Annotated in this window: 10 protein-coding genes; 2 read left to right on the top strand and 8 right to left on the bottom strand. The window is 72.2% G+C overall.

Annotated elements, in window-relative coordinates; translation table 11 throughout:
• Window positions 1-170: 170 nt before the first annotated feature.
• The 8 genes from ACIQPR_RS25545 to ACIQPR_RS25510 all read right to left on the bottom strand — a co-directional run bounded on the left by ACIQPR_RS25545 (window position 171) and on the right by ACIQPR_RS25510 (window position 18,777).
• Complete coding sequence (locus ACIQPR_RS25545) at window positions 171-1,043, bottom strand: LLM class flavin-dependent oxidoreductase (protein ID WP_403652694.1); 873 nt, start codon at window positions 1,041-1,043, stop codon at window positions 171-173.
• Between the two features lie 79 nt (window positions 1,044-1,122).
• Complete coding sequence (locus tag ACIQPR_RS25540) at window positions 1,123-1,821, bottom strand: hypothetical protein (protein ID WP_403652325.1); 699 nt, start codon at window positions 1,819-1,821, stop codon at window positions 1,123-1,125.
• 3 nt (window positions 1,822-1,824) lie between these two features.
• On the bottom strand, window positions 1,825-2,703 hold the full coding sequence (locus tag ACIQPR_RS25535; RefSeq protein WP_403652322.1) for a TauD/TfdA dioxygenase family protein: 879 nt from the start codon (window positions 2,701-2,703) through the stop codon (window positions 1,825-1,827).
• A 63-nt stretch (window positions 2,704-2,766) separates the two neighbouring features.
• A complete protein-coding gene (locus ACIQPR_RS25530; RefSeq protein WP_403652320.1) occupies window positions 2,767-3,462 on the bottom strand; it encodes a hypothetical protein in 696 nt (231 codons plus the stop codon).
• On the bottom strand, window positions 3,407-4,501 hold the full coding sequence (locus ACIQPR_RS25525; RefSeq protein WP_403652317.1) for a GSCFA domain-containing protein: 1,095 nt from the start codon (window positions 4,499-4,501) through the stop codon (window positions 3,407-3,409). The genes ACIQPR_RS25530 and ACIQPR_RS25525 overlap by 56 nt, the downstream gene beginning before the upstream one ends.
• 10 nt (window positions 4,502-4,511) lie before the next feature.
• Entirely contained in the window at window positions 4,512-13,709 is a 9,198-nt protein-coding gene (locus ACIQPR_RS25520) for an amino acid adenylation domain-containing protein (RefSeq protein ID WP_403652315.1), read from the bottom strand.
• Window positions 13,709-17,728 carry an amino acid adenylation domain-containing protein gene (locus ACIQPR_RS25515; RefSeq protein ID WP_403652312.1) on the bottom strand — a complete coding sequence of 1,340 codons (4,020 nt, stop codon included), beginning with the start codon at window positions 17,726-17,728 and terminating at the stop codon, window positions 13,709-13,711. The genes ACIQPR_RS25520 and ACIQPR_RS25515 overlap by 1 nt, the downstream gene beginning before the upstream one ends.
• 626 nt (window positions 17,729-18,354) lie before the next feature.
• Window positions 18,355-18,777, bottom strand: coding sequence for a RidA family protein (locus tag ACIQPR_RS25510; protein ID WP_403652310.1), 423 nt, complete (start codon window positions 18,775-18,777; stop codon window positions 18,355-18,357).
• Window positions 18,778-18,952: 175 nt separating this feature from the next.
• Here ACIQPR_RS25510 and ACIQPR_RS25505 point away from each other — a divergent pair, with 175 nt between their 5' ends.
• Both ACIQPR_RS25505 and ACIQPR_RS25500 read left to right on the top strand, forming a co-directional pair.
• The gene (locus ACIQPR_RS25505) at window positions 18,953-19,438 is read left to right on the top strand and encodes a cupin domain-containing protein (RefSeq protein WP_403652307.1); all 486 of its coding nucleotides are present in this window, start codon (window positions 18,953-18,955) and stop codon (window positions 19,436-19,438) included.
• A complete protein-coding gene (locus ACIQPR_RS25500) occupies window positions 19,435-20,367 on the top strand; it encodes an acyl-CoA thioesterase (RefSeq protein WP_403652305.1) in 933 nt (310 codons plus the stop codon). Before ACIQPR_RS25505 ends, ACIQPR_RS25500 begins: the two co-directional genes overlap by 4 nt.
• Window positions 20,368-20,455: the final 88 nt, after the last annotated feature.

Genomic DNA, 20,455 nt, shown 5'->3' with positions numbered 1-20,455 from the left:
ATGGTGTCCCGCAGCGGGAACAGCACCCGCTGTCCCGGACATCCTTGGTGAGGAGGCATGACCGTCTCAACGAATTCGACGCTCGTCGAAAGCTGTCGCTTCCGGTCGTCGTATGTGCTGTCGGGGATGGTCGGCGACGGAGGCGCGGTCTCGCCGCACCCCCACCGGAGTCAGCGGCCGAGAGCTTTCAGCAGGTCCCCCAGGCGTTGCACCGGCTCGGTCCCGACCATGCGCAGGACGACGGTGTCCGCCCCGGCCGCTTCCAGCTCGCGAACGCGCTCGGCGGCCTGCTCCGCCGTGCCGGAGACGGTGTACACCTGCTCCACCGGCCGGCCGAGCCAGTCGCCGTGCCCCTCGACGTGAGGCCGCAGTTCCCGCTCCACCTGGTCGGCGCTGTCCCCCACACAGCAGAAGGCGAACACCGTCATGGTGTGGTCCGCGCCGGCACCGCCCTTCTCGACGGAGGCCCGAGCGCCACGCAGATCGGCCGGCCCGTGGCCCTCGGCGATCACCGTGCCGTCCGCGACCCGCCCGGACAGTTCCAGCGACCGGGGCCGCACCACGCCCGCGACCACCGGCGGCGGCTCGCTCGGCGGGTGCACCAACTGGACGCCGGACAACCGCACTTCACGCCCCTCCACGTCGACCCGCTCGCCACGGAGCAGGGCGCGCACGGAGCGGATCGTCTCCTCCAGCAGCGCGAGCGGTGACCGCGCGACCGCGTCGACGTCGGCCATCCACTCGGCCACTCCGTGCCCGATCCCGGCGACGAGCCGGCCGGGGAACACCCGCGCCACGGTCGCGACCTCCATCGCCAGCAGCGCGGGACTCCGCAACGGAGCGGGCATGATCCCGATGCCCACGCGCAGTCCCCGTGTCGCTCCCAGCGCGATGGAGGCGGCGGACACACCGCCGTTCCACCCCAGATCCTCGACCACCCAGAGATCGTCCACGCCCAGGGCCTCGACCTCGCGCGCGAACCCGGGCAACTCCTCCGGAGCCCAGTCACGGTCGTACATCACACCGATCCGAAGCTGGGTCATGAGCTGCTGTGTCATGAGGTGAGGCCTCTTCCCGTCGGCGCTGTCGGTGACGTCCCCCGAGTTTCCCATCCGGAGCCGATCACCGGCACCGGTCACCCAACTGCCGTGATTCCAGAGCCGATACGAGCCCCTCGACCAGGCGGATGGCGGGGCCCGAGTCGCCCCGCTGTCGCGCCGTGGCCCGTACGACGGCCCGGAGCTGGGCGGCGGGGAACGTGTCGTCGTACGCCTCGCACCCGTCGGTCGCGTACGCCCGTGCCAGTGCGGGAGCGAGCGCCCGCGCGTGGGCCTCGGCGCAGGACCGCGCGTTCGCGTCGCTGCTGAGCCGGGCGTACTCGTGCCCGTACGTGTCGGCCTCGGTCGCGGAGAAGCCGTTCGCCAGCGCGTAGTCCCGGGCACCCGTGTGGGCCTCGGCATACGCGCCGGTCCGGTCGTAGGCCGCGTCGTAGAGGTGCAGGAGCAGCGGGGTGAGGGCCGATCTCCAGGTCTCCTGGTCCGCCGTCACGCCGTGCGCCGCCGCACGGTGCAGTTCCGCCACCGCCTCGAACACCGTCTCGTCCACGTCGTGCGCCGCCGCCGCGAGCAGCGGCAGGACCGTCCCGGCCTGCCAGACGTGGACGACGTACAGGCCTCCCTGGTCCGGCAGTTCATCGAGCAGGCCGTGCAGCCGGGCCGCCCAGCCGTCCCGGACGTCGGTCGGCAACCGCTCGTGCAGGCCTACGGCGATCTGCCGCAGCCAGGCCGGGCCCCCGGTGGGCGGGCTGCCGGTGGTGGGCACGGCTCAGCCCCGCAGGGAAGTGCCGTTGACCGCGACGCGACGGCCCTCCCGGGTGTGCGGGAAGTAGTCCCAGACGGCGTGGTGCTGGACGCTGCGGTTGTCCCAGAGGACGAGGGTGCGCTCCTGCCAGCGGACCCGGCAGTGCAGCAGCGGGGTGTTGGCTATGTGCGCGTACAGCAGGCCCAGCAGGGCGTCGCTCTCGGCGCGGGACAGCTGGGTGATGTGGGAGGTGTACGGGGCATTGACGAACAGCAGCTTGCGGCCGGTCTCCGGGTGCCGGACGACGACCGGCTGTTCGGTGCGCGGCACGTCGTACTCGGGCGGCGGGGTCTGTCCCGCGGCGGTCCAGGGCAGGGCTCCGTCGTGGAGCGCGGTGAGGTCGTCCAGGAAGCCGCGCATCGCCGGTGAGAGCAGTTCGTAGGCGAGGTGCATGTTGGCGAAGACGGTGTCCCCGCCGCTGCCGCCCTCGGGGATGGTGGTGATGTGGAGCAGGGAACCGAGGGAGGGTTCGGGGTCGGCGGTGCCGTCCGCGTGCCAGCCGTTGCCCGCCACGGCCCGGGACTCCTTGGTCGCCTTGATGTCCAGGATGTACGGGTCGGATCCCTCGGGGGCGAGGGCCACGGGGTGCAGTTCGCCGAAGACGCCCGCGAACCGCTTGTGTTCCTCGGGGGTGATGTCCTGTTCGCGGAAGACCAGGACATGGTGGGTGTGGAACGCGTGCTTGAGCTCCTTCTCCTGCTGGGGTGTCAACTCCCGTGACAGGTCGAGGCCGTTGACCTCCGCGCCGAGCAGTGGGGTGATCGGATCGACGGACAGGGTGTCGTAGGGCTCGGCGGGGCGGGTGGTGAGCCGTTCGACGGCCTTGAGCGCGTAGTCCTCCATGGGGGACCTCCTTGGTGTCGGCGGTGCGGGCGGTTGAGCAGTTCCTATGGGGCGGGTGGCGGCTCACAGGCCCCGGTCGAGAAGTTCGGACAGGACGAGCCGGCCGAAGGCGAGGTTGCCGTGGATCGTGTCGTCCGGCTGACAGAAGGCGGGGCGCTGTAGGCCGGTCCGGTCGGTGACGCGGGTCCGCAGATCGACCAACTCGACGCCCCTTGAGGTGAGTTCGTCCACGACGATCCGCTGCGCGGCGAAGAAGACGTCCGGGTCGGACATGCCGGGGACGCGCTGGGGCGGCAGGAGCGCCAGCACGCGCACTCCCAGGCCGATGGCGTGGTCGTAGAAGGAGAGTGCGCCCCGGACGGTCGCGCGGACCAGGTCGGCGAAGAGGCCGCTGCGCAGGAAGTCGGCCGGGACGGTGCCGTGGCGGTCGCGGTAGAGGTCCCAGTTCTGCCGGGTGGCCACGGTGTGGACGCTCAGGCCGAGGGCGGACACCAGCGGTATCCGCAGCCCGGCGAGCCCGGTCGCGTCGAGGGTGTCGAGGAACTCGCGGTACAGCCGTTGCGCCTCGGTCTGCCGGAAGGTGACGTCGTCGCCGTCCGTGTCGAAGAAGGGGCCCAGGAAGTCGCGCCCCGAGCCGATCGGGCCGCCAGAGAAGGGCAGTTCGGCCGCCTGGGCGGCGCGACCGACACACGCGGCGTGCGAGTCACCCAGCAGAAGGAAGCGGGCGGGGGTTGTAGTAGTCGAGCACCGCGTCGTCACACCGGTCGTCCTCTCCGCCGTCGACGGCAGTGGTGGGGGTGGTGGAAGGAGTGGGGGTGATGGCCGTGGGGGTGGCGGGCGTGGAGGGCCAGCCCTGGACGGCCTCGAAGAAGTGCCGCATCACGAAAGCCACTCCCTCGGGGCTCACCGTGCGGAGGTTGGGCTCGTAGAAGGCCGCGCGGTAGGGGTGGCCGGTGACGATCTCGTACGACGGGAAGTAGTCGATGTCGGCGCTCTCGTCGGCGAGTTGACCGGCCGCCGCGCGCAGCACGGACTTCGAGTGGGTGGTGGCGACGAGGGCGTGGCGGCCGGTCGCGGTGGCCGTCAGCGGCACCGGGGAGACCGTGAGGACCATGCGCAGGCGGGAGTTGACGGTACGGGCCAGGGCGAGCAGGGACGTCAGATCGTCGTGGACCTGGGCCACCGTGTGGTTGCGCAGGACGTGCCGGGCGGGGTCGAAGACGCCGCGTACGGTGCCGGGACACATCGGCAGCACGGTGCCGGTGCGGCTGTCGTGCCAGGCCTCGGTGAGTCCGAGGGTGAAGACGAGGACGTCGGCCTTGGTGAGGGCGGTGCGGACGGCGGCGAGGGTGGTGTCGCGGGAGCGCGCCAGTTCGTCGGGCGAGGCGAAGCCGTCCGGTTCGACGCTCGGCCGGTACGGGTCGTGGAAGGCGCCGTCCTCCGCCCAGACCTCCTCGGGCGGTTTCTCCTCTTCGAGCGCCCAGGCGATCCACTGGCGCAGGGCGGCGGCGGTGTAGATGTTGCCGGTCCGGAAGGAGAAACGGCGGTAGCCGCGTGCCGACCGCTCGGCGCGGGTGAGGCCCGGTGGTGGCAGTTCGGCGTCGTACCAGTGCATGCCCTCCTCCAGGAGGGCCCGTCCGATGTGGGCGGCGAAGCAGGACCCGGCGGTGACGACGGGATCGTCCTGGCCGATGGCGAACTTCGGCGTCCACAGATCGGTGATGTCGAGCGCGTCGGGTTCGGCGACCGCCGTGCGCCAGAAGGACCGTTCGGGCAGCCGGGTGTAGGGGTGGTGCACGGTGGCCTCCTCAGGACCGTCCGGCGGAGCGGGGCAGGGCGTGCGCAGCGGTCGCGAGTGCGGCGGCGACGGCCTGGACATGGGGTTCCGCGACGAGTTCGTAGTGGGTGGCGTCGATGTGGTGCAGGCGGTGGGAGCGGGGCAGATGGGCGTTCCACGCACCGGGCGTGGTCGCCTCCGGCACCAACAGGCTTTCCTCTACGGGGCGTTCGGCGAGCCACACCTCGGCGTGCGTCCGGCGCAGTCGCGGCAACCGGTGATCGGCCATGGCCGCGAGATTGGTACGGCAGCAGTCCGCGAGGCGTTCGGCGTAGGCACGGCCGGACTCCGGCAACGGCCCGCCGCTGTTGTCCCTGTTGCCGCTGAGTTCACGGGCGAACACGGCGTCCACCTGTTGTTCGTCGTAGGCGGCGAGGCGCCGGCCCGCGTCCGGTGGCGGTGGGTCGAGGAGGTGGACGGCGTCGACGGGTAGGCCCTCGGCCTCGGCGAGTGCCGCCATGGAGAGGGCGGTCCAGGCGCCGAACGACCAACCCGCCAGGCTCAGCCGGTAGTTGTCGTCCGGGAAGGCGGTCCGTACGGCCTCCAGGTAGTGCGCGGCGCGGTCGGCGATCGACCGGGCGGGCAGTCCCGGGTCGCGCAGTCTCGGGTCGGCGATCAGGCAGACGGTCGGCTCACCGGGGAGCGCCGCCACCAGCGGGCGGTAGGCCTGGATGTCGCCACCGATCGGATGGACCAGGCACAACACGTCCTGGCCCGGCCCCCGTTGCCACACCTCGACGGTGACCGCGGCGGACGCGCGACTGCCGGTGTCGAGATGACCGAGGATCTCGTCGAGGCTCACCCGGTGACTGAGCCGGGACAGGTCGATGTCGGTGCCGAAGCGGCGTTTCACCTCGTCGAGGAGTTCGAGGAGGGTGAGCGAGTCGGCGCCCATGTCGTACAGCGCCGCCTGGGGGTCGACGGTGTCCACGCCGAGGAGGTCGCGCAGGATCTCTGCGAGGTCGGCGGCGGGATCGGCGGGATCGGCGGTGGGGTCGCCGGGGGCGGGTCGCGTGGAAAACGCCGACCGGGACTCGGCGTTGGACTCGTCCGCGATCTCGTGCTCGCGCTTGTGCTCGGTCCCGCGCTCGCTCTCGCGCTCGTGCTCGCTCTCGTAGAAGTGGTAAGTCTTGGTCAGGGACGTGGTGTTGACCATCAGGTGCGGCAACTGAAGGTGCAGCGCCCGCTCGAAGACGGCCGCGCCGTCCTCGGGGGTGAGCGCCACCTTCAGGTGTTCCTGGTGACGGGCGTCGGCGGTCAGGGCGTGCTGCGCCATGCCTACGTCCCGCCACGCGTCCCAGCCGATGCTGATCCGGACGGTGGCGTCGTCGGCGCCGGGCGGCGTGTGGTGGGCGCAGGCGTCGAGACAGGCGTTGGCCGCCGCGTAGTCGAACTGCCCGACTCCCCCGAACCGTACGGCCATTGACGAGCAGTAGGCCGCGTAGTCGGGGTCGTGCTCGGCGATGAGCCGCTCGACGAGCAGCGCGCCGCGCAGTTTGGCGGCCGTGGCACGGCGGGCGGCGGCGGGGTCGCGGCGGACGAGGAGCCCGCCGGCGGCGGTGCCCACGGCGTGGACGACACCGGCGAGTCCGTCGAGGTGCGGGGCCAGCCGGTCCATGATCGTGTCCAAGTCGTCGGCCGCCAGGTCGGCTTGGACCAGCGTGACGCGGTCCTGATGCGTCCGTAGCGCGGGCGGTGTGTCGCTCCCCCGGGCGACCAGGACCACTCGGTTGCCGGGGTGTTCGAGGAGGCGGGCGGCCAGGGTGCTGCCGATGCCTCCGGTGCCCCCGAGCACCAGATGGGTACCGGGAGCCGCCGTACGGACAGCGGCGGTCGGGGACTTGGGGACGCGTACCGGCTGAAGCGTGCGCTGCCACCAGAAGCCGTCGCGCAGGGCTGTGGCCTGTTCGGTGATCGTGTCGTCCAGCAGCAGGTCCGGCAGTCGGGCCGCCCAGTCGGCCGGGCGGGGTCCGGGCAGATCGGTCCAGCGCAGGGCGACGCCCAGTTCCTGCCTGGGCACTTCGAGAGCGGCGGCGAGCAGACCCGCCTCGGGGGTACGGACGAGCCCGGTGACCGGTTGCGCCCCGTGGGACAGCAGCCAGGCGCGCGGCCGTTCGGCGTCCGGGAGGTGGGCGAGGGCGCGGGCGAGCGCCGCGACGGTGTCGAGGCAGGCCCACTGGGCCGCCTCCAGCGCGCGGTCGTCGAGACTGCCGTCGAGGGTCAGGGGCAGGGTGTGCAGCCAGTCGACGCCGGGGCCGGGGTGCCGGGTGATCTCCCGCAGTACGGCGGCGAGTTGTTCCGAGTCGGCGGGATCGGCCTCGTAGCGATTCTCGTCGAGCCGGGTGAACCGCTGCCCGGCGCGCACGGTCACCACCCGGGCGTAGTGCCGTTCCAGGAACCGCCACGCGGTGGTGTCCTCATCCGGCCCGGTGACGACGACGGCGGTGCGCAGTGGCTGGTGGGCGCCGGTACGGGCGCGGCGCAGCCGGGTCCACGAGGGCTGATACAGCCACTCGCCGGCGGGCAACCGCTGAGGAGTGGCCGCCCGCACGGGAAAGTCGTACTCCGCTGTGTCGAAGGCGGGCGGCGGGAAGTCCCAGGGGGCGGGCGCCGGGCCTTCGGGCCATACGAGGGTGTGTCCGGACGTCCATGCCCCGGCGAGGTCGTGCGGGTCGCGGTCCGGTGCACCCAACTCGCCCTGGGCGGGCGGCTCGTCGACCTCGGCGAGCGCATCGAGCCACGCGGCGGCGGAGTCGACGTCCGGGCAGACCGCCGCCGCCCGGTGGCGAAGCGCGGGCCGTCCGGCCTGAAGGTGGCGCAGGACCTGCGGGTAACTGTCGGGGTGCGCCCTCAGATAGGCGGCGATACGGCGGCCGTCCGCCCGGACGGCGGACGCCGAGGTGCCGGACAGCACCAGGCAAGGCACCACCGGCTCGGCCGCCACGGGACCCACCACCGCTGCACCAGGGTCCGTCAACTCCGGCTGCTCCAGCAGCAGATGGGCGTTGGTCCCGCCGATGCCGAAGCTGCTGACGGCGGCCACTCGCGGGATTTCGGACGGCCAGGTCTCGGCGGTGACCGGTATCCGGAACGGCCCGTCAGCGATCTCGGGGTTCAGCCGGTCGAAGTCGGCGGTCGGCGGAATGACCCCGTGGTGCACGGCGAGCACGGCCCGCACCAGACCGACGACGCCCGCGGCGGCGCCCAGGTGTCCGATCTGGCTCTTCACGGAGGACAGCGCCACGCGCGCGTCGTCCGCGAGCCCGTACGCCTGCCGCAGCGCGGCCGTCTCCACCGGGTCCCCGAGCCGGGTACCGGTCCCGTGTGCCTCCACATAGCCGAGCTCGGTACCGTTCCGGCCGCTGCGGCGCAGGGCGGTCTGGATCGCGGCGCGCTGCCCGGCCAGGGCGGGGGCGCTGTAACTGAGCTTGTCCGAACCGTCGTTGTTGATTCCGGAGCCGGTGACGACGGCGTAGACGGTGTCGCCGTCCCGGTGTGCGGCGGCGAGGGGCTTGAGGACGACGGCGGCCGTGCCGCTGGCTCCGACCGTGCCGGCCGCGTCCGCGCTGAAGGGCCGGCAGTGGCCGTCCGGCGAGAAGATGTGCTGCGGACGATAGGTGTAGCCGTCGGTCAGATCGGTGTCGACCAGGACCCCGCCGACGAGCATGACGTCCGCGTCGCCCTGCCGGAGCATCCCGGCGGCCACGTGCACGCCGACGAGCGAACTGGAGCACGCGGACTGCACGTTGAAGGCGGGCCCGGTCAGTCCGAGGTGGTAGGCGGCCTTGGTGGCCAGGAAGTCCTTCTCGTGGTGCAGCGCGAGCCGGAAGCTGTCGGGGAGTTGGGCCGGGTCGGCCTCGCGCAGCATGCGCTGGAAGTAGGTGTTCTCGCCGCACGCGGCCAGGAGTCCCACCCGATGGGACGCCGGGTCGGCGATGCCCGCGTGGGCGAGTGCCTCGACGCAGTTCATCAGGAGCTGTCGTTGCTGGGGGTCCATCAGCCGGGCCTCGTGCGGGCTGATGGTGAAGCGGCCCGGGTCGAAGTCGAGCGGCCCGGCGAGCTGGCTGCGGGCGCCGACCCGCCCGTCCGTCGTCGGGAAGTGCTCGATGCCCCGGCGGCCGGAGACGACCAGGTCCCAGAAGGCGGCCAGGTCGGGGGCGCCCGGCAGTCGTACGGCCATGCCGATGACGGCGATCGGCTCCTCGGCGCGCCTCGGTGTAGCGGGAGCGGGCTGGGCGGGGGTGGTGGCCGACGCTGCGCGTCCCTCGATGAGCCGGGCCAGTGCGCGGAGGGTGACGTGTTCGAACAACTCCGGTACACCGAAGGCGAGTTGTTCCTCGCCCGCGCAGCGGAGCTGGAAGCGCATCAGGTCCAGGCTGGTGGCACCCGCGTCGAAGAACCGCTGTTCCACGCCGATCGCCTTGCCGGTCACCGTCTCGAACAGGGCGGCCAGCCGCGCTTCGAGGGGTGACAGGGTCTGGGCGCTCGCGCCGGCCGGGCGCAGTTCGCGGCCCTGGGCGGTGAGTGCGGCCCGGCGGTCCAGTTTGCCGCTCGGGGTGCGCGGCAGTTCCGTCAGCCGACGGAATCGGCTGACGCGCACATAGGTGGGCAGCAGCCGCGACAGATGGTCGGCGAGGTCCTTCGGGTCGGGGTCGCCGCCCCGGCATTGCAGGCAGGCCACCAACAGGCCGTCCGCGACGGCCGCGACCGCGTGGGTGATGCCGGGGTACCGCAGCAGCGCGGCCTCGACCTGGCCCAACTCCAGCCGGTGGCCGCCGAGTTTGACCTGGCTGTCGGCGCGGCCCGCGTAGTGCAGCAGGCCGTCCGGGTCGAAGCGCGCGAGGTCGCCGGTGCGGTAGAGGGTGCCGAGGTCGGGGTCGTCGGTGAAGCGGTCCTGGTGCGGTGTGTCGTCGCCGAGGTAGCAGCGGTGGGCCATGAGGCCGCCAATCAGCAACTCTCCGGTGACACCTGGCGGGACGGGGTGGCCGCTCTCGTCGACCACCCTGAGGACGGCGTTCGCGACCGGCCGTCCGATCGCGGGGCGCAGCGGCCAGGCGCCGGCATCGCCGTCGAGGCACAGTCCGCTGACGACATGGGTCTCGGTGGGGCCGTAGTGGTTGAACAGGCGGGCGTCCGGCAGTCCGGCGAACCAGCCGCGGATCGCGTCCGTGCACACCAACTGCTCGCCTGCGGTGACGACTTCCCGCAGCCTGGACGGGAACCGCCCGGTGCGCACGCCGTGTTCGGCGAGCAGTTGCAGGGCGACGTACGGCAGGAAGATCCGCTCGGCCTTCCCGGTCTCCAACTCGCGAAGCAGGGCCGGGACATCGTGCCGCCAGGCGGGTTCGACCAGGCGCAGCGTCCCGCCGGAGCACAGGGTGGTGAAGATCTCCTGGAACGAGACGTCGAAGGAGAGCATGGAGAACTGCTGGGTGACGGCGGGTCCGCGCAGCCCTCCGTCGGTGCGCTGCCAGGTCAGCAGGTTGCACAGGGTCCGGTCGAAGACCTGGACGCCCTTGGGCGTGCCGGTGGAGCCGGACGTGAACAGGGTGTACAGCGGACGCGCTCCCTGGTGCGCGGGAGTGCCGGAACCGGCGGGCGCGGTGGTGTCCGCGAGGGTCAGGACGTGCCGTGGCAGGGACTCCGGCGCGATCTCGGCGAGGGCGTCCTCGTCCTCCGGCGCCACGAGCACGCACAACGGGTCGGCCCGGTCCAGGACATGGCGCAGCAGGGGCGGCGGATAGGCGGGGTCGAGCGGTACGACGGTGAGGTTGAGGCGGGCCGCTGCCAGGAGGGCGACGATGTGTTCGACGGAGGGCCGCAGATGCAGTGCCACGGCCGCCGGGGCGGCGGGATCGGCGGGGAGTCGGACGGCCAGGTCCGCCGCCAACCGGTGTGCCTGTGCGTCGAGTTCGGCGTAGGTGAGGGACGCCTCGCCGGTCGCGACGGCCGGTGCGTCCGGGGTGCGTGCCGCCTGTCGGGCGAAGCCCTCGGCGACGGTGTCGAAGTCCGGTGCGCGCGTGGGGCCTTGGCCGTGGTCGGGCAGGGTGCGGCGGTAGTCGGCGACCAGTTCGCGCAGGGTGGTGTCGGTGTCGCCGGTCAGGTGGTCGAGGGCCTGGCGGAAGAGGCGGGCGGCGGCCCGGGCGCGTTCGGCGCCGATGTCGTCGCGGTACTCCCACAGGCAGTCGAAGCCGCTCTCGTGCTCCACCACCGAAAGGGTGAGGGCGCATTTGGCGCCCAGCGGCTCGGGCCACAGCGGCCGTACCTCGCAGCCGTCCAGTCGCAGCGCCGAGAAGTCGGTGTTCTCCAGCACGAACAGGTAGTCGAACAAGGGGGTTCGCTCGCCGATGGCGCGGTCCGCGAGGACATCGGCGAGGGCGACCTCCTGATCACGCAGGACGGCACGCACCGCCTCGGCGTGGGACGAGAGCTGGGCGTCCAGTGAACCGTGGGGCTCCATCGGCAGGTCGAGGAGCACGGTGTTGGCGAACATGCCGACCGTGTCCGCGAATTCAGGCCGGGGCCGGTTCGCGACCGGCGTGGCGATCAGCGGGCGGCCCTGCCCGGTGACGCCGTAGACGCTCGCGGCGAACGCGGAGACCAGTAACTGGAAGCGGGTCAGGCCGAGTTGCGCGGCGCGCCGGTCCAGCGCGCCGCGCCGGACGACATCGAGCGTGGTGCGCAGCAGGCGGGCGCGTGTTGTGTCGGGGACCGGCTGCGCGGGTGACGGTTCGCCGTCGCGGGCGTAGTGGGAGCGCAGCCGTGCGCGCCGGTCCGCGTAAGCGGGGCCGGCCTGCCAAGTGCGCTGCCAGGGGGCGTAGTCCAGGGGTGTGTGGGAGGTGTCAGCGGCGGCGCGGGCGTCGGTGAGGTCGCGGAACAGGAGGTTGAGCGACCAGCCGTCGACGGCGACGTGGTGCAGATGCAGCAGGAGCAGTCCGCCGTCGGCCTGTGGCACCCAGGCCGCGCGCAGCATCCGGGCCTCGGTGAGGTCGAAGCGGTGGTCGAAGAACCGGTCCGCGGTGTCCTGCCACTCCTCTCCGGGCCGGGCTTCGAGGCGTTGCCACGGGTCGTAGGGGTCGCCGACCCGCTGGAGCAGCCCGTCCGGGGTGGGGACCAGCCGGGTGCGAAGGGCGACATGCCGTTCCACCAGCGCACGCACGGCGCGGTGCAGGGCCGCCGTGTCGACACTGCCCCGGACCTGGAAGGCCAACGGCACGTCGTAGGACCGGTCTTCGGGCGTCCGCTGGTGCAGGAGCCACAGCCGCTCCTGCTCACCGGTGGCCGGCGCGGTCACTTCGCCGGCCGGGTCGGGGACGGGTGGGTGTTCTCCTACGGTCGTGTCGGCGGCGTCGACCGCGTCCGCGAGGGCGGCGAAGTCGGCCCGCAGGACCAGGTCTTGGGGGAGGTCGACGGCGTAGCGGCCGAGGATCTCGAAGCGGAAGCGCAGCGCCTTCAGCGAGTCGCCGCCACTGGCCGCCCAACGGTCCCCGGGATGCAGGCCGTTGACACCAAGGATGCTCTCAGCGAGGTCCAGCACCCGCCGCTGCCCGGCGCTGACGGGCGGTGCGTCGGCCTCATGGGTGCCGCGCCACGGGTTGCGGGCGTCGCGCAGCAGCGCCTCCCGGTCGACCTTCCCGTTGGCGTTGCGCGGCAGTTCGGCGACCAGGTAGGTGTGGTGGGGGCGCATGTACGACGGCAGGGTCGCGGCGAGGTGGCGGTCGTAGCTCTCGTAGGCGGAGGACGGTTCGTCGCCGAGGCCTTCCTCGCCCAGGACCAGGAAGGCGAGCAGTTCGTTGCGGTCCTCGGGGTCACGGCGGGTGCACACATAGGCATGGCGGACGCCGGGGCAGGACAGGATCTGCCGTTCGACCTCGCCCGGTTCGATACGGAAGCCGCGCACCTTGACCTGGCGGTCGGCCCGGCCGACGTAGGTGACGCGGCCCTCGGTGTCCTGGCGTACGAGGTCGCCGGTGCGGTACCAACGCCCTGGCGCTGAAGCCTCGTCCGGGAGTTGCACGAAGCTGCGGGCGGTCCGTTCGGGGAGGTTGCGGTAGCCGCGTGCCAACGCGGCTCCGGAGAGCAGGAGTTCGGCGACCTCTCCCGGTTCGGCGGTGCGGTCGTCCGCGGTGCGCAGCAGGACGGCGGTGCCGGGGAGCGGGGTGCCGATGGGGATCGTGTCGCCCGCGAAGTCCCGTGGCACGGGGTGGCAGAGGGCGAAGGTCGTCGCCTCGGTCGGCCCGTACGCGTTGTACAGGACGGTCGGGGCCTCGGGGTTGGTCTCGTACCAGCGGCGCACGATACGGGCGTTGAGGTGTTCGCCGCCGACGAGGACCTGTCCGACGGTGGTGAAGGAGTGCGGTACCTGCTCGACGACCGCGTTGAAGAGGGCCGTCGTGATGAACAGCGTGTCGACGCGGCGTTCGTCGAGCGCCCTGGCGAGTCCGGTCGCGCTGTGCGCCTGGCTGTCGTCGAGTACGACACAGACGCCGCCGGTCAGCAGCGGGACCCACACCTCGAAACTGAGCGCGTCGAAGGCGGGGTTGGCCAGCGAGGCGAAGCGGGCGCCGGGGCTCAGGTCGAGATAGCCGGGGCGGGCCAGCCGCAGCACTCCCTCGTCGGTGACCTCCACGCCCTTGGGGTGTCCCGTGGAACCGGAGGTGTAGAAGACGAAGCCCGTTGCGGTGTCGCCGGGTTCGACCGCGGACACGGCGGGCAGGTCGGTGCCGCCCTCGCCGTCCAGGAGCATGTCGACGTCCAACACCGCGCGATGCGCGGGCGGTTGGGGACCGTCCCCGTGGACCACGGCGACGGCGCCCGAGTCGTCGAGGATGTGGCGCTGCCGGTCGGGAGGGCTGAGGCGGTCGAGGGGGACGACGGTGGCTCCGGCGCGGCGGATGCCGAGCATGACGCAGACCAACTGCCAGGAGCGCGGCAGGTGTACGGCGACCGCGTGCCCGGGGCGCACCCCGGCCGCATGCAGTCGCGCCGCCAACAGGCCACTGATGCGGGCGAGTTCCGCGTAGTCGAGGATCCGGTCGCCGTCCTCGACGGCGGGGGCGGCGGGGGTGCGGCGGGCCTGGGCGAGGACGGTCTCGGCGAGCGAGGCGGACCGGGCGGAGGTCGTGCCGGGCGGTGTCGGGGAGGCGGTGCGGGCGGGGCGGAGGTCCATCACGCCTCCCGTGCCGGCCGGGCCGACTGGGCGGCGTGGTGCGCGAGTTCGGCGCCGAGGAGGGTGCCGACCCGGACCGCTCCGGCGCTCTCCAGGATCTCCCAGTGGTCGCACTCCAGCGTCTCCACCCGGAAGGCGCCCTCGGCCCTGCGCCGCCAGAAGGCGCGGACCTCGGCGTGGAAGGGGGTGTCGGTGCCGTCCGGTACGGCCTGGGCGAGGACCAGGCGGGCCGGGGAGGCGGCGGGGAGGTGTTCGCGGGCGGTGAGGCGGTTGTGGTTGTAGAGGTGGAAGTAGCGGTCGACCTGGGCGTCGTCGATGCCGGGGTACATCCCGTTGAACCTCACGAGTTTGTCGCGGAACTCGGTCGCGTCGACGGCGCCGATCTCCGCGCGGGCGGACGCGTCGTCGGTGGCCTGTGTGTCCAGGAGGACGACACTGACCGCGCGGTGTCCGGCGGCGGCCAGCAGGCGCCCCATCTCGTGGGCGACGAGGCCGCCGTAGGACAGCCCGGTCAGGACGAGGGGGTGTTCGCCGGGTGGTTCCAGGAGGCGCAGGTATGCCTCGGCCATGGCCTCCACGGTGGGGAGGCGTTCCTCGCCGGGGTTCACTCCCGGGGACTGGATGCCGTAGAGCCCGACGTCTTCGGGCAGCACGGTGGCCAGGGACAGGTAGCAGAAGGCGGTGCCGCCTGCGGGGTGGACGCAGACCACGCGCGGGCCGGTGCCGGGACGGAACTCGATGAGGCTGCCGGGGTCTTGGGCGGTGCCGTCCTCGCGGAGCAGCACGGCCAGGGCCTCGATCGTGGGGCGGGTCATGACCTCGCCGACGGGGAGTCGGCGGCCGAAGGTCTCGGTGACGGCGTGGGCCATCTTGATGGCGGACAGTGAAGTGCCGCCGATCTCGAAGAAGTTGTCGCTGACGCCGATGTCGGGGTGGAGCAGGATGCGCTGCCAGATCCGGTACAGGCCGTGTTCGACGTGGTCGCGCGGGCTGGCCGTGTTGACCTGGTCGGAGGTCGACTCCTGGGCCTGGCGCAGGAGTTGGGGCCGGTCGAGTTTGCCGCTGCGGTTGAGCGGCAGCGTGTCGAGGTCGAGGAAGACGGCGGGGATCATGTAGTCGGGCAGACGGCGGGCGAGGGCGGTGCGCCAGTCGTGCGCGGTACGGGCCGGTGCCGTGCCGCGGCCGATGCCGGCGATCAGCCGGGGCTGGCCCGTCGCGTCCCGGTCGACGAGGACGGCCGCTTCCCGGACGCCGGGCAGTGCCGTGAGCGCCGCCTCGACCTCGGCGGGCTCGATCCGGAAGCCGCGCAGTTTCACCTGGTCGTCGGCGCGTCCGAGGTAGTGGGCCTGGCCGTCCGGACCCCGGCGGGCGAGGTCTCCGGTGCGGTAGATCCGCTCGCCGGGCACGAACGGGTCGGGCAGGAAGCGTTCCTTGGTGAGGTCGGGGCGGCCCAGGTAGCCGCGCGCCAGCGATGCGCCACCGAGGTAGACCTCGCCCACCACTCCGGGCGGGACGGGTTCCAGGCGGCCGTCGAGCACGTACATGCGGGTGTGCGGCAGCGGACGGCCGATGGGGCACGGTCGCTCCAGCGGGCCGGGGTCGTAGTAGGCGGTGCTGTAGAGGGTGGCCTCGGTGGGGCCGTAGCCGAAGCAGACGCGCAGGCCCGGGAGTTGGCGGGTCATGCGGTGCAGGGCGGCTTCGGTGAGCGACTCGACTCCGGTGAGCAGCTTGCGCAGGGGCAGGTCGCGCAGTCGTACGGCGGGGTCCTCGTCGATCCACTTGACGTAGGCGGGCGGCAGGAACGCCTGGGTGACCGCGTGTTCGCGCATCCACGCCAGCAGGGCTTCGGGGTCGCCGCGCAACTCCTCGGGGACGATGTGGAGTTCGCCGCCGGTGGTCAGGGGCAGCAGCAGTTCGTGGATGGAGGCGTCGAAGCCGATGCCGGACCAGGCGGAACCGGCCTCGCCGGGGGCGGTGCCCATGCGGGCGTGCCAGGTCGCGAACAGGTTGAGGACGCTGCGGTGTTCGACGGCGACGCCCTTGGGGCGTCCCGTGGACCCGGAGGTGAAGATCACGTAGGCCAGCTGGTCGGGGCTGCGGTCGATGCCCGCCGGTGCTCCCCGCCGGGTCGCGCCCTCGGCCTCCACCGCCGCCAGGTCGAGCCATTGCGGGGCGCGTTCGGTGGCGTCGTGGTCGCTCAGTACGAGGGGGCAGGCGGCGTCCTCGGTCATGCGGGCGAGGCGTTCGGCGGGCTGGCCGGGGTCCAGCGGGAGGTAGGCGGCGCCCGCCTTGAGGATGCCGAGGATGCCGACCACCAGGTCCCGGGTGCGTTGCGCGTGCAGGCCCACCACGTCGCTGGGGCGGACCGACCGGGCGACCAGGGCGTGCGCGAGGTGGTCGGAGCGGCGGCCGAGCGCCGCGTAGTCCAGCGAGCCGTCCCGGTCCACGACCGCGGTCTGCGCGGGGCGTTCGCGCACCTGTGTCTCGAAGAGTTCGACGAGTCCGGACGCCGTACGCAGGGCGGTCTCCGACGGGTCGGCGCGGACGGCGTCACCGTCACCGTCGACATCGCCGTCGCCGTCGCCGTCGCCGTCGCCGTCGCCGTCGCCGTCGAGAAGTACCCGTCCGCGCTCCTCCGGTTCCATCAACTCCAGGGCGCGGATGTCCCGTTCGGGGTGGCGGGCCATGTCGGTGAGCAGTCGCCGGAGATGGCCGGACCAGCGGCGGGCGGTGTCGGCGTCGATGAGCGCGGTCGCGTAGTCCAGGTGTCCGGTGATACGGCCGTCCGACTCGGTCGCCGACAGGGCGAGGTCGAACTTGGCCGGAGCGTGGGCGATCGGCAGCGGCTCGGCCTCGACCCCGGGCAGGTGCAGCAGGCCCCGCCGGTCGGGCTGCCAGGCCAGCATCGTCTGGAACAAGGGTGTGCGGGAGGCGCTGCGCGGCGGGTTGACCAGTTCCACGATGCGCTCGAAGGGCAGGTCCTGGTGGGCGAGAGCCGTACGCACGACCGCGCGGGTGCGGGCCAGGGCCTCGGCGGCGGTGAGGGTGCCGGAGAGGTCGACGCGCAGCGGGAGGGAGTTGACGAGGAAGCCGATGAGGCCGGCCGCTCCCGGGCCGCGCCGACCCGCGAAGGGGCTGCCGACAACGATGTCGTCCTGCCCGGAGAGGCGCGAGAGCAGGATCGCCCAGCCGGTCAGGACGGCCACGAAGGGCGTGGCGCCGTGCCGTCTGGCGAGGCCCCGGAGTGCGGCGGTGACCTCGGCGTCGAGGCTGAACTCGGCCCGCCCGCCCTCGTATCGCTGCTCCGGGGGCCGTGGACGGTCGGTGGGGAGTTCCAGGACGGGCGGGGCGTCGTGCAGCGCGCGCCGCCAGTAGTCCTCCTGAGCACCGAGGTCGGCTTCCTGCCGGGCGAGCGCATGGTCCGCGAACTGCACCGCCAGCGGCGGCAGGGGGTTCGGGTCGCCTGCACCCAACGCCGCGTAGACCCGGCCGAGTTCGTCCAGCATGACGTTCATCGAGGCGCCGTCGTAGATGCTGTGATGGAACGTCAGGAGCAGGACGTGGCGTTCGGGTCCCGTGGCGATCAGGCGGCCTCGGCCGAGTGGTCCGGTTTCGAGGTCGAACGGCCTTTGCGCCTCGTCGAGTTGACGGGCCGCGACCCGTGCGTCCCGGTCCTCGACGGTGGTGAGGTCCTCACGGGTCAGCGCGAATCCGCCACCTGGTGGGTCGATGTGCTGCCGTACGTCCCCGTCCGTGGCCACCAGCCGTGTGCGGAGCGTCTCATGACGGTCCGTCAGGAGGTCTAACGCGCGGGCCAGCAGATCGGGGTCGAGCGAGCCGGTCAGGGTGTGGACGACGGTCTCGTTGTACGCGGCGTTCGCGCCCGGCAGTTGGGACAGGAACCACAGTCGGCGCTGGGCGAAGGAGGCGGGCCGGACGCGCGGCGCCCCCTCGGGGCCGTGCGGGGCCGTCTCGGTGGACGCGCGGGGTGCGGGGACGGGGTGGGGGGTGTGGTGCACCGGTGGTACCTGGCCTTCCCATGGGTGTGGGGCTGGGTGACATCGGGGCGCGACCAGCCGGGATCACCGGGCTGCCGACGACCGTGAAGGGGCGCGCTCGCCGTCGAGCGGATGCCGTGGTGGAGGGAGGGGAGGTGTCGGGCGCGGGGCCGGCGGACAGGACGCTCGGGGCGTCACCGTCGCGGAATCCCCACCGGAGGCGATTCGGCAATTCGATGCCTGGAATCGCCGGCCAATTACCTGGTCACATCGCTTTTCCGCATGTTCGGATTTCCTTCCGGGTCTCCGTGATGCAGTCGTAATCATCGATCACCGGCTCAGGGCATGTCAACACTCGATCTTTTTCCAGGCTTCACCGAAGTGTCGCCCCGAAAGGGAATCCCGCGAAAACCCCAAATGGGAAGAAAGTCTGCACACCGTCACACAACTTGCCTGGACACCAGGTCACAGCACTGGGGTAGGCAAAGGGGAACCCCTATTTCTACCGCCGGGCCGGATTAGATGTTTTGCGAGCCGTATCGCTCGGCAGAGATGTCAGAATGGCCGTGCACCGGCCATCACCGGAACCCCCGCAAAGAGAAGTTCCGAAATGCGCGGCCCGTCGCTCCGCCGACGCCGACTTTCCCCTAGTTCACCGGTCGGACGATCCGCTCCTCCGGGACGACCGCGACGCCGAGGATCTCGATCATCGCCTCCGGCTGCCAGAGCGCGGTGGTGCCGATGCCGGCCATCGCCGGGTAGACCGGGCCCGCCAGCTCGCGCCAGACCTTCCCGATCTCCTTGCCGTGCGCCTGGTAGTCGGGGATGTCGGTGAGGTAGATCGTCAGGCTGACCAGGTCCTCGGGGATGCCACCGGCCGCCCGCAGCGTGGTGAGCACGTTGCCGAACGCCTGCCGGAACTGCTCGACGATGCCCCCGGGGACGATCCGCATGTCCGCGTCCAGGGCCGTCTGTCCGCCCAGGTGGAGCGTGTTGCCGCTCAGGGTGCCGTGCGAGTAGCCGCTCGGCGCGGGGAGCGAGGGCGGGTTCACCGGGATCGGAGTCGTCATTGCGGGTTCCTCCTCGGACGGGCCGGACGGGCCGACGCGGGCAGCGTAACCCATCCATTGACTGTTTTCGACGGTCGTGAAAATCTCGCTATAAGGCACCGGTGCGGTTCGGCACCCTGCGCAGCCGCCTCCATCTCCGTCTCCGACTCCGTCTCACCGACTCCAGGAGCAGATCATGGAACCCGATTTCTCCAAGTACGTCCTAGAGGGCGACAACTCCCTGTACGCCGACGAGTCCGGCCTGGTCGTACCGGTCGTGACCCGGGCGGGCCGGGAGGTCGGTGACACCGGCCAGTCCTCGGGCGCCAGCCGGACCTCCGGTGTGTCCGTGCAGCACACGCCGGCCACCAGGCTGTGGTTCGGGAAGGTGCGCAACGAGTCGGGATACCGCTCGGTCCCCCACCACCACGGCGAGGCGGAGACCGGCGGCTACGTGCTGTCGGGCCGGGCCCGGATCTACTTCGGTGAGCGCTTCGAGGACTACCTCGACCTGTCGGAGGGCGACTGGGTCTTCGTCCCGCCGTTCATGCCGCACGTCGAGTGCAATCTCGACCGGAACAACCCGCTGACCTGGATGACGACCCGTACCCCGGAGAACATCGTGGTCAACCTGGAACAGGTGGCGGACGCCGATCTGCGCGACTGGCTGGACCGGCCGTGAGCGACTCCCGAACCGGCGGCGCGGACGTCCGTTCCGTCCCGACCTCGGCGATCCTCACCGCCGCGCTCGCCCTGACCCCCGCCGAGCCCGAGCACTTCGACCTCGCCTTCACCGCGACCACCCAGCCGTGCCCGTGGCCGAAGGCCTACGGCGGCGACATGGTGGCCCAGGCCGCCGCCGCCGCGATGCGCTCGGTCGAGGGCAAGACGCTGCACTCGACGCACTCCTACTTCCTGCGGCCGGTCGACATCGGCGCCGAGGTCCGCTACGAGGTGGAACTGCTGCGCGACGGCCGCGGCTACGCGACCCGGCAGGTCCGCGGCTTCCAGAACGGCAAGCCCGTCTACACCTGCCTCGCCAACTTCGCCGCGGGCGAGCCGGGCGCCACCTTCGCCGCCGAGCCGCCGGTCGGCGTCCCGGACCCCGCCGAACTGCCCGGCTCCGCCGCGTACTTGCGCGACACCACCGCGCCCCGGGGCACGATGACCCCCACCTCCGAGGAGTACTGGAGCGGTGGACGCGGCTTCGACATGCGGCACGTGCCCGGGCCGGTGTACCTCACGGTCGAGGGCGAGCGGGTGCCCCAACAGGCCGTGTGGGTAAGGCCGTTCGACGCGCTGCGCCCGGTCGACGGGCTCACCGGCGAACAGCGCGACCTCGCCGCGCTGGCCTATGTCTGCGACTACACGATCCTCGAACCAGTCCTGCGCGTACTGGACCTGTCCTGGGCGCAGCCGGGAGTCGTCACCGCCAGTCTCGACCACTCGATGTGGTTCCACCGACCGGGACCGATGGACGCATGGCTCCTCTACGCCCAGGAGGCCGTCGCCGCCGACTCCGGTCGCGGTCTCGCCGTCGGCCGGTTCTTCACCGCCTCCGGCACCCATGTGGCCACCGTCGCCCAGGAAGGCCTGATCCGCAGCTCTTGACTCCCGCGCAGCTCCTGATCCCTGCACGGCCCGCCCTCGCCCCGCGGAAAGGAACCTCCCGATGCGACAGCTGGACCAGACGGACCCG

This window comes from Streptomyces sp. NPDC091280 (assembly GCF_044768565.1).
In the GTDB taxonomy this organism is placed as follows: Bacteria; Actinomycetota; Actinomycetes; order Streptomycetales; family Streptomycetaceae; genus Streptomyces.
The sequence above is the reverse complement of the archived record's forward strand: the minus strand, read 5'-3'. Positions and strand labels throughout refer to the sequence as shown.